The sequence below is a fragment of the Actinomyces oris genome (assembly GCF_001937665.1).
GTDB lineage: Bacteria > Actinomycetota > Actinomycetes > Actinomycetales > Actinomycetaceae > Actinomyces > Actinomyces stomatis.
In genome coordinates this window covers 36,123-49,536 of the sequence record NZ_MSKL01000008.1, presented here as the reverse complement: position 1 = coordinate 49,536, position 13,414 = coordinate 36,123, and the positions used below count along the sequence as shown (strand labels likewise).

The following is a 13,414-nucleotide window of genomic DNA, read 5'->3' as shown; positions in this document are numbered from 1 at the left end:
GGTGTCGCTCTCAAACCAGGAGGCAAGATGACTGGAGCTCCAAACCGTACCCTGGCCGACCTGCGGATCAGCCCCATTGGCCTGGGAGGCAACGTTTTCGGCTGGACGGCTGATGAGGCGACCTCCTTCGATGTACTGGACGCTTACGTGGATGGCGGTGGGAACCTCATCGACACTGCCGACGGATACTCCTACTGGGCCCCGGGGAACTCAGGAGGGGAGTCGGAGACCGTGATCGGAGCGTGGCTCGCCTCGCGCGCTGTCCGTGAGCGCGTGGTTCTGGCCACGAAGGTCTCCACCAAGCCCGACCGTCCAGGTCTGAGCGCGGACAACGTCCGCCGGGCGCTGGAGGAGTCGCTATCGCGTCTGCGCACCGACGTCATTGATATCTACTACGCCCACTTCGACGATGAATCCACTCCGCTGGAGGAGACAGTCTCCGCCTTCGAGGAGGCCCGCCTCGCCGGCAGGATCCGGCATGTGGGACTGTCCAACTACACGCCCGAGCGCATCCGGCAATGGTTCTCCATAGCCGACTCCCAGGGGGTCGCTCGGCCCATCGTCCTTCAACCCCACTACAACCTTCTCCACCGAGACGATGTTGAAGGCCCGGGCGCCAGGGGAGAGGTGGCGGCCGAGCTCGGCATGGGTCTCATGCCCTACTTCGCCCTGGCTGCCGGTTTCCTCACAGGAAAGTACCGCAGAGATGAGCCGATGAGTGGCGACCGAGCTGGAATGGTCGCTGATTACCAGCGGCCGGAGTGCTATGACGTCGTTGAAACCGTCGCCAGAGTGGCGGCGGATCACGGAGTGGAGCCCGCAGCCGTAGCACTGGCCTGGCTGCGTGATCGTCCCGGTGTCACTGCTCCGCTGGCCTCAGCACGCGATCTGAGTCAGCTGCGGCCGATCATGGACGCTCTGACTCTCGAGATCAGTGACGAGGAGACCCAGGCGCTCACCCGGGTCTCCGACGCCGCTCGCTCCTGACCCGCTGCGGGGGCCGGCGTCTACTGGGCGCGCCTGCCCAGAACGTAACGGCGGCTGTATCCGTCGGTGAGGTCGGTGATGGTGACGCGAACCAGACCGGCCTCATCGACGCGGTAGTGCTCCTGAATCCGCGGACCGTGATCGCGTCGCTCCACCGAGTAGTTCCTCAGCTCCTGGTCGTCGACGTCCCGCAGCGAGACCTCGAAGGGGAAGACGATGTCCTGATAGGGAGCGATCTCGCCGCGAGGCTCACCGCCCTCGTCGACACCGGCGCACTCCACGAAGCGGTACCAGCCGATGTTGTGCGCTGCATCGTACTCGCGGGTCAGCACCGTTCCCTCCCGGCCACCGGGTGAGGCCTGGACGGACTCGGGACTGAGGATCGCGTCGAAGGTGAGACGGTGCCCGCCGTCGGCCTCGCGGAAGACGCCGAAGCCCCGGGAGAGCCGGTCAGTGAGGTCGTAGTCGCTGGTGCGGTCCGCCGCGATCGCCAGGCCGATGGCGGTGGAGGCCCCAGGGTAGGGGGAGCGGTGAACCCGACGACCGAAGCGCTCCCGCAGGAGCCTGGGCACCAGAGGGAGACCGGAGGCGCCGCCGACCAGGTAGACGCCGGCGATGTCAGTCAGGTCCGGGCTCCCATCGTCCAGCCTGCCCACCAGTGGCGCCATCGTGCCCAAAGAGCGCTCAATGAGCGGTGTGCAGGTCTGGTACAGGTCGACCACGGGCAGGACGACGTCCTGACCCCTCAGGACGATGAGCACTCGACGGCTCTGAGGAGTGAGGTGCTCCTTGGCGTCCCGGCACTGGTCCAGCAGGTCGTCGAGCTCGGTGGGGGAGAGGTCCTCCTCGGTGATACCCGCTGCGCTCAGGGCCATCGTGGCCATGAGCAGGTCGACGTCGTCACCGCCCAGGTCTCCCAGGCCGTGAGAAGCCAGCACCTCGTGAGAAGTGCCGACGACGTCGACCAGGGAGGTGTCGAAGGTGCCGCCACCCAGGTCATAGACCAGAACCCGGGTGCGTCTGGAGGAGACGGTGGTCGCCTTGCGATGCGTGTACTCGAATCCGGCTGCACTGGGCTCGTTGAGCATGGCGGCGACACGGAAGCCGGCCTGCTGGAAGGCCTCAAGAGTCAGGAGGCGTTGGGCCCCGTAGGCGTGGGCAGGAACCGCGACAACCACTCGAGTGCGTGCGATGTCGACGCCCCGTTCAGCGAGCTCTGCTTCAAGGTGACGCAGGTAGCTGGTGAGAACCTCCAAAACGGAGAAGGTCTGGTCTCCCAGCCGCACCGGTGTCGAGGCCGTCAACGTGGGGGAGGCCAGGACCCGTTTGAGGCTGCGCAGCAACGGAGCCCCGTGATGGGCGGCCCGCCTGGCAGCGAAACCATGGACGAGCACACCTTCGTGCAGTGCTGTCAGCGAGGGGATGAAGTCGTGCTCGTCGCCGTGCTCGTCGGTGAAGCTGATAACGGGGTAGTTCCCCCGATCAGCGCGTGCGACGACGGTGCGTGTCGTCCCCAGGTCGATGCCCAGATCGATGTCTGTCGCCGACTCGGAGTCGATCCCCTGGTCGGGGAGGGTGCCGCTGCTAATGCTGTCCAGGCTCTTCGTGGTGTCCGCTGCCATGCGGTGACCCTATCGTGACGGACCCCTCCTTCTGGGCTAAGCCACCACGTCAAGGGGTACTTGAGGAACGTGACAATTGGCTCAGCGGCTTTGCCCCCGAGATGGGACGAAAGACCGTGTTGCTGGGTACTGGACATGACGGGCTTATGGGATGCCGGGAACCGGTGAGAAGCTCGTATGCGATTGGTTAGGCAGCAGGGGGGTCGGCGGGTAACAATACTGGTGGGTTGCGCTCACGCGACCCGGGCCTCCGCAGCCGCCTGCCAGGGCGGTCGAGAGGGTCACCCAAATCTCCCATCGGGAACGGTATGAGCACCATTCTCTTCCTCGTGATCGTTGTCGTCGTGACGGCCCTCGTCTTCGACTTCACGAACGGTTTCCACGACTCGTCCAATGCGATGGCGACGTCGGTGGCGACAGGCGCCTTCACACCCAGAAGAGCGGTTCTGGTCGCCGCCGTGCTCAATGTGATCGGCGCCTGCCTGTCGACAGAGGTCTCCAAGACGATCTCTCATGGGATGTTCGATGACACGGTGATCGAGGCGGCGCCGGCCATGATCTTCGCTGGTCTGGCCGGCGCCATCCTGTGGAACCTGGCGACCTGGTTGTTCGGACTGCCGTCGTCGTCGTCCCACGCGTTGTTCGGGGGACTCATCGGAGCGGTGGTGGTGGCCGCCGGGGTCCAGGGAGTCCATTGGGGGACGGTGATCTCTAAGATCATTCTGCCTGCCGTCATCGCTCCGGTTGTGGCCGGGGTGGCGGCAGCGCTGGCCACCGCACTGGCTTACCGCATCGCGCATCCGACCAACCCATACTCCGAGAGGCTCTTCCGCAACAGTCAGCGGGTCACCGCATCGCTGGTGGCCCTGTCCCACGGCACGTCTGACGGGCAGAAGACCATGGGGGTCATCACGCTGGTGCTCGTGGCCGGCGGCTACCAGGAGGCCGGTACCGGCCCCCACTGGTGGGTCATCGCCGCAGCGGGCCTCGCCATCGGGCTGGGCACCTACTCGGGCGGGTGGCGCATCATGCGCACCATGGGGCGTGGTCTGGTGCATGTTGAGGCGCCGCAGGGCTTCGCGTCCGAGACCGCCTCGACCGTGGCGATCCTGGCCTCCTCCCACCTGGGCTTCGCCCTGTCCACCACCCACATCTGCACCGGTTCGATCCTGGGCTCAGGGATCGGCCGGGGCACCGAGGTGTCCTGGAGGACTGCCGGCAAGATGGGGATCGCCTGGTTGGTGACGCTTCCGTGCTCAGGCCTGGTGGGGGCCGCCACGTCCTATGTCGCAGTCAAGGGCGGGGTGCCGGGGACGATCGTCGTCATCTGTCTGCTCATTCTCGGAGCCCTGGCCATCATCCGGCAGGCGGGGCACAACCGGGTGGATTTCTCCAACGTCAATGACGCCTCCGAGGTCGTCGTCGTCAAGCAGGATCCAGAGCTGGGACGTGCTCCGCTGACGCTGGACGAGGTGCGTTCCGAGATCGTCAACGGCGCGACGGACCAGGACAGTACGCATCGGATGACGACAGGATCCATGGCATGACCGGTATGGCGATCGACTGGGGCTCGCTGGGGCTGGTGGCGTCAGTGACGGTACTGGGCACCGCCTTCATCCTCACCATCTGCTCGCTGGCGGCTCGCATGCTGGCCACTGTGCACGCCAAGCACGAGGCCGGCGAGGTCGAAGGGGTGCGCCTGGCTCAGGTTCTGGCAGGCGTCTTCATCGCCATTGCCGCCGTGATCGCGCTGTTCGGTCTGTGGCTCATCGTCCCGTACTTCCACTGAGCACCCGCTCATTCACACTGCCCTTTCGCGGCGGGGCATCCACTGAGAATCGCCCCAGTACACGATAGTGGTCCTGCTAACATCACATCGTGACTGAGGACCTCAAGGACCTGGCCCTGGATGCGATTGCTGCGTCTGTAGCGGCTGATGACCCGGACTACCCGCGCTTCCACGTCGTCCCACCGGTGGGGCGACTCAACGACCCTAATGGGCTGCTGGTCGACGGCGACACCTACCACGCCTTCTACCAGTTCAGTCCCTTCCACCCTCACCGCAAGCTGGTCTACTGGGGGCACTCGTCCTCGACAGATCTCCTGCACTGGCGTCACCATGAGCCCGCCATCATCCCGGACTCGTCCTACGACCGCTCCGGTGCATACTCCGGCAACGCGATCGTGTTGGAAGGGGCTGAGCTCGACGGCGCAGCCGCTCAGGCCCCCTACCACCTCTTCTACACCGGGAACCTCAAGGACCCCGTCACCGATGAGCGCACCGCCAGCCAGTGCCTGGTGACCAGCGGCGACCTGACCGACTTCACCAAGTGGCCCGGCAACCCCCTCATTCCCACCCACGCCGAGGGCTACACGGCCCACTACCGTGACCCGCAGGTCTTCAGGGATCCTGACCGGCCGGGGGAGTACCGAATGCTCATCGGGGTCCAGCGCGTCAACGAGACCGGTGCCGCAGTGCTGTACCGTTCCCGGGACCTGGTCTCCTGGGAGCTCGAGGGAGAGCTGAGCTTCCCCGGGGCGGGAGGCACCTTCGACTCCTTCGGGTACATGTGGGAGTGCCCCGGCCTGGTGCGGCTGAAGGACGAGGACACAGGCGAGGACTGGGACGTTCTCATCTGGTGCCCACAGGGCATCAAGCCCGGCCGGGAGGGCTTTGAGAACATCTTCCCCTGCGTCTACACGGTGGGTCGTCTCGTGGGTACAGAGCTGCGAGAGACCGGCGGGGTCTTCCACGAGGTCGACCGGGGCTTCGAGTTCTACGCCCCTCAGATCTTCGCCCGGTGCCCCTCCGAATCGGGGCCGGTGCTGCTGACCGGGTGGGCGGGCAACGCCTCCGAGGACGATCAGCCCTCCATCGAGACCGGGCAGTGGGTCCACGCCCTGAGCATTCCTCGGATGCTGAGTCTCAAGGCGGGTCGGCTCATCCAGCGCCCTGCTGCCTCGCTCCCGTATGACGCCGGCGAACCGGCACTCGTGGGTGAGCGCCTGAAGGATGGCCGCTATGAGGTCGACAACCTGAGTGGGCACCGCAGCTGGCAGCTTCGCCTGGAGGCCGACACTGAGCGGACCACGGGGCCGTGGGGACTGCGGGTCGGATCGGATGACTCGCACGTGGACATCACCCTGGACGGGCAGGTGCTCCGGGTGGATCGCTCCACCTCCCGCTATACCCAGCACGGTTCCATGCGTGCAGTGACACTTCCTGAAGGATGTGAGCCGGTGCTGGAGATCATTCACGACCGCTCGCTGACCGAGGTCTTCGTTGGCGACGGGGCGCTGGTCCTCACACTGCGCAGCTTCGTCGACATCAACAGCTCGGGAACGCGGCTGATGGTGGAGGGGAGTCTCGCGCTGACAACCGGCAGCACGAGGACTTTCATGCCGTCCTGAATTCTTCTCAACCTCGCGCCATGACAGGAGAAAAAGGCTCCTGAGCAGGGCGAGGACAGGAAATTGACCAGGCCCCTCTCTCCGGTTGCAGGGTGCTCTAACTCACTGTAATGTGACGATCGATTGACACAGGTGTGGCCGCAGGGAGTCAGCGATGTTCCCGACCGTTGGGTTTCCCCGCCCTCCCAGCTGCTGCGGTCCCATCACGAGAAAGGAAACCCTCGGGTGGCAATGGATCACGCCCGCGTGGCGAAGGATGTCCTGACGTATGTCGGTGGCGCCAACAACATCAACGCAGCGGCGCACTGCGCAACGCGCTTGCGTCTCGTCCTCAATGACATGGACAAGGTCGACCAGAAGGCTCTTGACAAGGACCCCGATCTCAAGGGCACCTTCATCGCAGGCGGTATGTTCCAGATCATCGTGGGACCGGGAGACGTCGACCTCGTCTTCTCCGAGATGATCCAAACCGGAGGGGTCAAGGAGGTCTCCAAGGACGAGGCCAAGGAACAGGCGGCCAAGAGCGGCAACCCGCTCTCCCGCTTCATCAAGGCAATTGCGGACATCTTCGTCCCGCTGCTTCCGGCCCTGGTCGCCGGTGGTCTCATGATGGCGATTCACAACGTCCTCACGGCCGATTTCTTCACCGCGTCCTCCTTCGTCACTTCGGACAACCCCACTGGCGCCTACGGGCTCGTCGACAGGTTCTCGTGGCTCGCCGACTACGACGACGTCATCAACCTCGTCTCCTCGGCAGCCTTCGCCTTCCTGCCGGTGCTCGTCGGCTTCTCCGCAGTCAAGCGCTTCGGTGGCAACGTCTACTTGGGCGCGGCCATGGGCGCCGCCATGGTCTCCACCCAGCTGACCAGCGCCTACGAGATCGAGACGGCTCGGCAGGCCGGCACCATTGAGGTATGGCACCTCTTCGGCCTGACCGTGGACAAGATCGGCTATCAGGCCATGGTCATCCCCGTCCTATGCGTCTCATGGCTACTGGCATACATCGAGAAATGGCTCCACAAGCGCCTGTCCGGGACTGCTGACTTCCTGCTGACCCCGCTCATCACTCTGTTGGTGACCGGCTTCCTCACCTTCGTTGTCGTCGGTCCTCTCGCGCGCGAGCTCTCCGACGGCATCACCAACGGCCTGAGCTGGCTGTACACGACCGCTGGACCGGTGGGCGGTTTCCTCTTCGGCATGGTCTACTCCCCAATCGTGGTCACCGGTCTGCACCAGTCCTTCCCCGCGGTGGAGCTGCCCCTCATCGCGCAGATGAGCAGCGGCGGTCCCGGCTCCTTCATCTTCCCGATCGCCTCCATGGCCAATGTCGCCCAGGGGGCCGTGACCCTGGCGGTCTTCTTCCTGACCAAGGACTCCAAGATGAAGGGTCTGGCCGGTGCTGGTGGTGTTTCCGCGATCGTCGGTATCACCGAGCCCGCCATCTTCGGTGTCAACTTGCGTCTGCGCTGGCCCTTCTTCATCGGGATGGGCGTGGCCTCCCTCGGGGGTGCGGCAGTCGCCCTGCTCGACATCCATAACCAGGCTCTGGGTGCCGCCGGATTCGTTGGTTTCGTCTCGATCGTTCCCGACGACATCGTCAAGTACCTCATCCTCGAGGTGATCGTCTTCATCGCTGCCTTTGGCGCCGCCTTCGCCTACGGCACCACCCGTGGAAAGGCATCCCTGGCCGGTGACGACGTCGGTGAGGGGGATGAGGCAGCCCTGGAGGCCGAGGCCATGGCCGAGCACGCCGAGACCGTCGAGCTGCCCGCTGAGGCCGCCGAGGACTTCACCGTCACCGCACCGATCCAGGGGCGCGCGATCCCGCTGTCCGAGGTGGAGGACCAGACCTTCGCCTCCGGCATGCTCGGCCCGGGCATGGCCATTGCTCCCGCCGAGGGGCCGGTCGTCTCACCGGTCGACGGCGAGGTGCTTGTGGCCTTCCCGACTGGGCACGCCTATGGCCTGCGGGCCGCCAGCGGAGTCGAGCTGCTCATCCACGTCGGCATGGACACCGTCCAGCTCGAGGGCAAGCACTTCAGCCCGAAGGTCAAGGCCGGTGACAAGGTTCTGCGCGGCATGCCGCTGGTGGACGTCGACTGGGCCGCCGTCGGTGCCGCCGGCTACCAGACCGTCACCCCGATCGTCGTCTCCAACGCCCAGGGCTACGAGGGTATTGAGCAGCACGGTGCTGGGACGATCCACCGGGGCGAGGCCCTCTTCGACGTCCTGCGCAAGACCGACGACTCCGATGACGACAAGGAGAGCGCTCAGGCCGATGCCGCCCAGTCCAATGCCTGATCTATTCAACGACGGTTTGTGACGCAGATAGTCGTGGGCCCCGACCATCAAGGTCGGGGCCCACGACTATCGTCAACGGCTCACTAGGTGGTACGGCCGGACAGCAGCCTCACCGGCATGGGGGAGGGGAGTCGCTGCTCCTTCCACGGCTCGCTCGGCTGCTTGTTCTCCGAGGAGACAGCGGTGGTCGACTCGATCCGGTTCAGGAGCAGGTCGACAGCTGCTCGTGCCAGCTTGGCGATGGGCTGCTGGATCGTGGTCAGTGCCGGCAGCGCGTGCTGCATGGCGATCGTGCCGTCAAAGCCGATCACCTTGAAGTCGTCCGGAATCCTCAGGCCGCGCTCGGCCGCCCACTCCATCACTTGTGCGGCAGCGAGATCGTCGGTTGCGAAGACCGCGTCGATGTCGTCGGCGACGAGGTCGAGCCGCTCACGGATGAGACCGGGGCGCTCGCTATTGGGCGTGTTGAAGTCGACGGTCAGGACCACCGGCTCGATACCTGCCTGCTGGAGCACCTGGCGGTACCCCTTCTCCCGCAGGTTGTGGATTCCGGTGCGAGACGTCAGCAGGGCCGGGCGGCGCGCCCCGCGCTTGAGCAGGTGCTCGGCGGCGAGTCGGCCGCCGGCCTCGTTGTCGCAGCGGACGTTGGGAACGATGGGGGAGAGGTCACGATCAACACTGACCAGGGGCAGGTGAATCGAGCCGTAGTCGGCCATGCCGTCGTTGTGGGCGCTGGAGATGATGCCATCGACCCGGTGGGAGACGAGCAGGTCGAGATACTCACGCTCCCGATCCGCCTTGCCCATGGAGTTGCAGACGAATGTCCTGTAACCATGGTCTGCGAGGAAGTCCTCGACATGTTCGGTCAGCTCACCGAAGAAGGGCAGAGCGACGGTGGGGACGATCAGCCCGATCGAATGCGTCGACTTGCCGTGCAGTGCTCTGGCGATCTGATTGGGACGATAGTTGAGCTGCGCGATCGCCTCGGCCACCCGCTCCCGTGTCTCTTGGGAGAGGTAGCCGCGGTTGTTGAGTACGCGGGAGACTGTAGTCAGCGAGACGCCTGCAGCCTGGGCAACATCAGCCAGTGTGGGTTCGCGGTGTGACTCCACGAGTGGGTCCTCGAGCTCCTTAGTCGGTCACGGTGAGTGCGATCTGCTGTCAAGCATATGCCTCGAGGGGGTCATTACCCAACTGACCTGCGTAAACATGGGTGGAAGTGTTACGTGTCGGGCAGGATCTCGGCATAGAAGGAGATCATGGCGCGGGCCATCTGGGCGTGTCCGGCGTCGTCGGGGTGGATCTGGTCGATGGCCAGTCGGTTCTCGTCACCGTTGATGGCCGTGCTCAAGGCGTCGGTTGAGGTCAGGCCCAAGGATGTCGCCTTCTCATGAACGAGGCGGTGGATGGCCTGGAAACGTGGACCGACCTCCAGAGAGGGGAAGTAGGGTGCGATGATGACCGGCGCACCCCGCAGACGTGAGGAGATGAAGCTGAGGTCGTGGTCGATCGCCTGCTCGACCAGCTCACGCTGAGAGGGGAGGAAGGCGGCGTCGTTCAATCCCAGGCTGATCGTGACGACGTCGGGCTCGCAACGCAGAACCGCTTCCAACCAGGTGGTGTCACGGCACGACGGCGAGCGCTGCCCGCCGGGTAGATGGCCCCCGCGTCGCGCGAAGAACCCCAGGCCGTCCGTCGCCAGGTTCACCTCCCGCCACCGCTGATGCTCGCACACCAGGGAGGTCCAGCGATTGCGGGGATGGCTCAGGGCTCGCCACCCGGTGGTGATGGAATCGCCGAGGAAGACGGCAGTGGGGAAGTCACTGGAGTTCGGGATCGTGGACACGGCTACCGACTGTAGTTCTCCATGCTGGGAGGAACCAGCGCGGCTCAGCGGTCATCATCCAAGCCGCCTTGTCCGAGGTCGTCCTTGGTCGTGTCCTGCTCCGTCAGGACACCGTCGTGCATGACCAGCACCCGATCACATACGGGAAGCAGCCGCTCGTCATGAGTGACCATCACCGTTGCCTTGCCCAGCTCATGGGTCTGCTCCGCGAGGAGATGGGCGACGTCCTGGGCCCGCCGGGTGTCCAGTGCGGCGGTGGGTTCGTCCGCCAGAATGATGTCTGGGTCGTGGTAGAGCGCCACCGCGATGGCTGCGCGCTGACGCTCACCTCCGGAGAGCTCGGAGGGGTAGGCGTGGGCGCGCTTCATGATGCCGAGCGAGCCCAGAAGGTGGTCCCGTCTGTCGGTGTCGCCCTTCGTTCGTGCCGCTCGGTCGTGCAGGCAGAACTGGTCGTTGAGTCTCAGGAAGGGAACCAGTCCCGAGGCTTGGAGAACGAAGCCGATGCGCTCAAGTCGAAGCCTGGCCCGTTGCTTCTCCGGTAGGTTGGAGAAGGGCTGACCAGAGATCGTGACGGTGCCGCTGGAGGGAGTACGCAGGCCGCCCATGATGGTCAGGAGCGTGGACTTTCCTGAGCCGGAGGGGCCCAGGATCCCCACCAGCTCACCGGTGCGCAGCGTGAGGTCGGTGCTGCGCAACGCGTGAACGGTCTCATCGCCCTGACGGTAGTCCCGGGTCACCGACTCCAGGGACATGACGGTGGCTGCCGCTTCGTCCGCTGTTCTTGACGGGGTCATGAGATGGCCTCCACGGGGTCGATGCGGGAGATGACCCGTACTGAGATGAAGCCGCCGATGACCGAGACGGCGATGAAAGCCGTGACGATGAGAAGGTCCAGAAGGACGGAAATCCTGAAGGGCACGGCACGGGGGAGGACCAGGGACGTCGCTATCGTCAGAAGCAGGCCGATGCCGATGCCGGCGATCGACAGCACGAGGGTCTGGGCGCAGCCGGAGCGGATGAGGTAGCTCGTGGGCACGCCGCGTGCTTTGAGGATGCCCAGCACTGGCCTTTTCTGCAGTGTCAGCACATAGATGAAGATGCCCAGCACTGTGGAGGCGATGATGATGAGCGAGCCGATCATGAGGCTGAAGGTGAGTACCTGGGCCGAGTAGCCGGGGAGCGTGCGAACGAGCTCCTCGGTGGTGAGGATCTTCAGTCCCGCGTCCTCAGCGGACTGCATGGCCTTGTTGTCCGTGGTCAGGTCGGAGGTGAATACGACGGCGGAAACGGCGGGGGACAGGCTGGCGGGGCCGTACCGGCTCAAGGCCCGGCTGTCCAGGGTCACGATAGGAGCCGCCTGGAAGGTGGTGTCATGGGTGAATCCGACAATGGTCCAGTCGTGATCGGATCCCAGCAGTCGAATCGTCTCGCCGACTGTGAGCCCCTTGGCCTTCAGGGAGTCGTCGATGAGGGCCTCGCTATCGGGGTCGGAAATCGCTCGTCCGTCGGCCACAGATGGACTGAGCCGCCCGTCCAGATCGATTCCAAAGGCGAAGACGTCTTCTCGCAGGGATTGGCCATCCTCGTCTGTGACGTCTGGCGCCTGAGCGACAGCGGCGGTGCTCATCAGGGAAGACGCCACGGTTCCGTTGTCCTTGGCCAGGTTCTTGGCCGCGCTCAGCTGCTTGTCGCTCAGGCGTGAGGCGGAGAGGTTCTCGTTGGAGGCGTCGGTGACGGCGACGCTGGCGGTGTTCCAGCCGTCGATACCGGCGCGGTAACGGTGAGCAAGACCCACAGCCAACGAAGCCAGGAAGAATGTGAGATAAGCCACCAGCGTGATGACGGAGATGATGAGCGTGAAGCGCACGGGTTCGTGGCGAATCTCGCGCAGCGCTAGGAACAATGGGGCTCCCTGAGGAAAAGTCGGCAGCGGGCCGGCCGACGCACTCCGTGAAGGCTACATCGCGCTCGAGGTTTGTGTGGCGCGAGAGCTCATGGGTGGTTGGGTGGAGAGAGTGCTGTGCGAACGGCTGTCGTCGAGGAGCGGGCGGTCGGGCGGAGGTGACGTCCGGATTCTGTGGTGCGCCTCGGGTGAGTGGCGCTCCACTGAGAATGACATAATGTGCATTATCGGCATTAGGTGAGTTGGGCTTGCTCTGCCGAGCAGGCTGTTGCGGCACCGTTCTTCGACGACGTCCGGCACAATCGTCTGTGTGACTACTACTGGTGGAAGGACTGCTCAGCCCCCTGCTGACGAGCACGACGTCATCCGCGTCGTCGGGGCTCGCGAGAACAACCTGCGCGGTATCGACGTCGTCATCCCTAAGCGCAGACTGACGGTGTTCACCGGCGTGTCGGGCTCAGGCAAGAGCTCACTCGTCTTCGCCACGATCGCTGCCGAGTCGCGCCGCCTGGTCAATGAGACCTACCCGGCCTTCGTTCAGGGATTCATGGATGCCAGTGCACGTCCCGCCGTCGACCGCCTGGAGGGGCTGACGGCGGCGATCACCGTGGACCAGGAACGTCTGGGGGCCAACCCGCGCTCAACCCTCGGCACCGTCAGCGACGTCGGAGCACTGCTGAGGGTCCTGTACTCGACGCACGGCGCGCCGCATATCGGCTCACCTCAGGCCTTCGCCTTCAACGTCCCGTCCGTCACCGGTGGCGGTGCGGTCACCACGCAGCGCGGCGGCCGCAAGATCGTCGAGCGCAAGACATTCACCGTTCAGGGCGGGATGTGCCCGCGCTGCGAAGGCATGGGCAGGGTCTCCGATATCGATCTGACGCAGGTGCTCGATGAAACGCTCTCCCTGAAGGACGGTGCAATCACCGTCCCCGGATATGTTGCCGGTGGCTGGCAGGTGCGCAGTTTCACCGAATCCGGCCTCTTTCCGGCAGATGTGCCGGTGGTCTCCTTCACGCCCCAGCAGAGAGACGACCTGCTCTACAAGGAGCCCACGAAGATCAAGGTCGGAGGCATCAACACCACCTACGAAGGGCTTGTTCCCAGGATCCGCAAGTCGATGCTCGCCAAGGAACCAGAGGCACTGCAGCCTCATATTCGCGCCTTTGTGGAACGGGCCGCTGTCTTCGGGACCTGCCCGCAGTGTCATGGGACCCGCTTGTCCGAACCAGCCCGCACCTGCTTGATCGATGGGAAGTCGATTGCCGATGCCTGCACCATGCAGATCTCCGATCTGCTGCAGTGGGTTACTCGTCTTCAGGAGTCCCACCCTTGTTGTCGCCA

General features: G+C 64.8%; 10 protein-coding genes and 1 pseudogene. 6 read left to right on the top strand and 5 right to left on the bottom strand.

The genetic code is table 11. The features are described 5' to 3' along the window. Positions 1 to 27 precede the first annotated feature (27 nt). Positions 28 to 987, top strand: coding sequence for an aldo/keto reductase (locus BKH28_RS03740; RefSeq protein ID WP_075417545.1), 960 nt, complete (start codon positions 28 to 30; stop codon positions 985 to 987). Between the two features lie 20 nt (positions 988 to 1,007). On the opposite strand, the gene BKH28_RS03735 is transcribed toward BKH28_RS03740, so the two are convergent. Then, on the bottom strand, positions 1,008 to 2,609 hold the full coding sequence (locus BKH28_RS03735) for an Hsp70 family protein (protein WP_075417544.1): 1,602 nt from the start codon (positions 2,607 to 2,609) through the stop codon (positions 1,008 to 1,010). 308 nt (positions 2,610 to 2,917) lie between these two features. Here BKH28_RS03735 and BKH28_RS03730 point away from each other — a divergent pair, with 308 nt between their 5' ends. The 4 genes from BKH28_RS03730 to BKH28_RS03715 all read left to right on the top strand — a co-directional run bounded on the left by BKH28_RS03730 (position 2,918) and on the right by BKH28_RS03715 (position 8,321). Next, complete coding sequence (locus BKH28_RS03730; RefSeq protein ID WP_075417543.1) at positions 2,918 to 4,156, top strand: inorganic phosphate transporter; 1,239 nt, start codon at positions 2,918 to 2,920, stop codon at positions 4,154 to 4,156. Then, complete coding sequence (locus BKH28_RS03725; protein WP_004564914.1) at positions 4,153 to 4,398, top strand: hypothetical protein; 246 nt, start codon at positions 4,153 to 4,155, stop codon at positions 4,396 to 4,398. The genes BKH28_RS03730 and BKH28_RS03725 overlap by 4 nt, the downstream gene beginning before the upstream one ends. A gap of 89 nt (positions 4,399 to 4,487) precedes the next feature. Continuing rightward, on the top strand, positions 4,488 to 6,020 hold the full coding sequence (locus BKH28_RS03720; protein ID WP_075417542.1) for a glycoside hydrolase family 32 protein: 1,533 nt from the start codon (positions 4,488 to 4,490) through the stop codon (positions 6,018 to 6,020). 231 nt (positions 6,021 to 6,251) lie between these two features. Next, positions 6,252 to 8,321, top strand: coding sequence for a PTS beta-glucoside transporter subunit IIBCA (locus BKH28_RS03715; RefSeq protein ID WP_178388822.1), 2,070 nt, complete (start codon positions 6,252 to 6,254; stop codon positions 8,319 to 8,321). An 83-nt stretch (positions 8,322 to 8,404) separates the two neighbouring features. On the opposite strand, the gene BKH28_RS03710 is transcribed toward BKH28_RS03715, so the two are convergent. The 4 genes from BKH28_RS03710 to BKH28_RS03695 all read right to left on the bottom strand — a co-directional run bounded on the left by BKH28_RS03710 (position 8,405) and on the right by BKH28_RS03695 (position 12,070). After that, positions 8,405 to 9,433 (bottom strand): LacI family DNA-binding transcriptional regulator, encoded by a 1,029-nt coding sequence (locus tag BKH28_RS03710; protein WP_075417540.1) that lies wholly within the window; start codon positions 9,431 to 9,433, stop codon positions 8,405 to 8,407. A 110-nt stretch (positions 9,434 to 9,543) separates the two neighbouring features. Further along, entirely contained in the window at positions 9,544 to 10,167 is a 624-nt protein-coding gene (locus tag BKH28_RS03705) for an SGNH/GDSL hydrolase family protein (RefSeq protein ID WP_075417539.1), read from the bottom strand. Positions 10,168 to 10,211: 44 nt separating this feature from the next. Continuing rightward, positions 10,212 to 10,961, bottom strand: a complete 750-nt coding sequence (locus BKH28_RS03700) for an ABC transporter ATP-binding protein (protein WP_075417538.1) — start codon at positions 10,959 to 10,961, stop codon at positions 10,212 to 10,214. Further along, positions 10,958 to 12,070, bottom strand: a complete 1,113-nt coding sequence (locus BKH28_RS03695; RefSeq protein ID WP_075417537.1) for an ABC transporter permease — start codon at positions 12,068 to 12,070, stop codon at positions 10,958 to 10,960. The genes BKH28_RS03700 and BKH28_RS03695 overlap by 4 nt, the downstream gene beginning before the upstream one ends. Positions 12,071 to 12,380: 310 nt before the next feature. Between BKH28_RS03695 and BKH28_RS13730 the strand changes: the two are divergent. Beyond that, positions 12,381 to 13,414, top strand: a pseudogene (locus tag BKH28_RS13730) (excinuclease ABC subunit UvrA); the annotation flags it as partial.

Excerpts from the sequence above, each read along its gene's own strand:
- BKH28_RS03740 (WP_075417545.1), top strand. The coding sequence starts at position 28 with ATGACTGGAGCTCCAAACCGTACCCTGGCCGACCTGCGGATCAGCCCC.
- BKH28_RS03700 (WP_075417538.1), bottom strand. The coding sequence starts at position 10,961 with ATGACCCCGTCAAGAACAGCGGACGAAGCGGCAGCCACCGTCATGTCC.
- BKH28_RS03725 (WP_004564914.1), top strand. The coding sequence starts at position 4,153 with ATGACCGGTATGGCGATCGACTGGGGCTCGCTGGGGCTGGTGGCGTCA.
- BKH28_RS03735 (WP_075417544.1), bottom strand. The coding sequence starts at position 2,609 with ATGGCAGCGGACACCACGAAGAGCCTGGACAGCATTAGCAGCGGCACC.
- BKH28_RS03715 (WP_178388822.1), top strand. The coding sequence starts at position 6,252 with ATGGATCACGCCCGCGTGGCGAAGGATGTCCTGACGTATGTCGGTGGC.
- BKH28_RS03730 (WP_075417543.1), top strand. The coding sequence starts at position 2,918 with ATGAGCACCATTCTCTTCCTCGTGATCGTTGTCGTCGTGACGGCCCTC.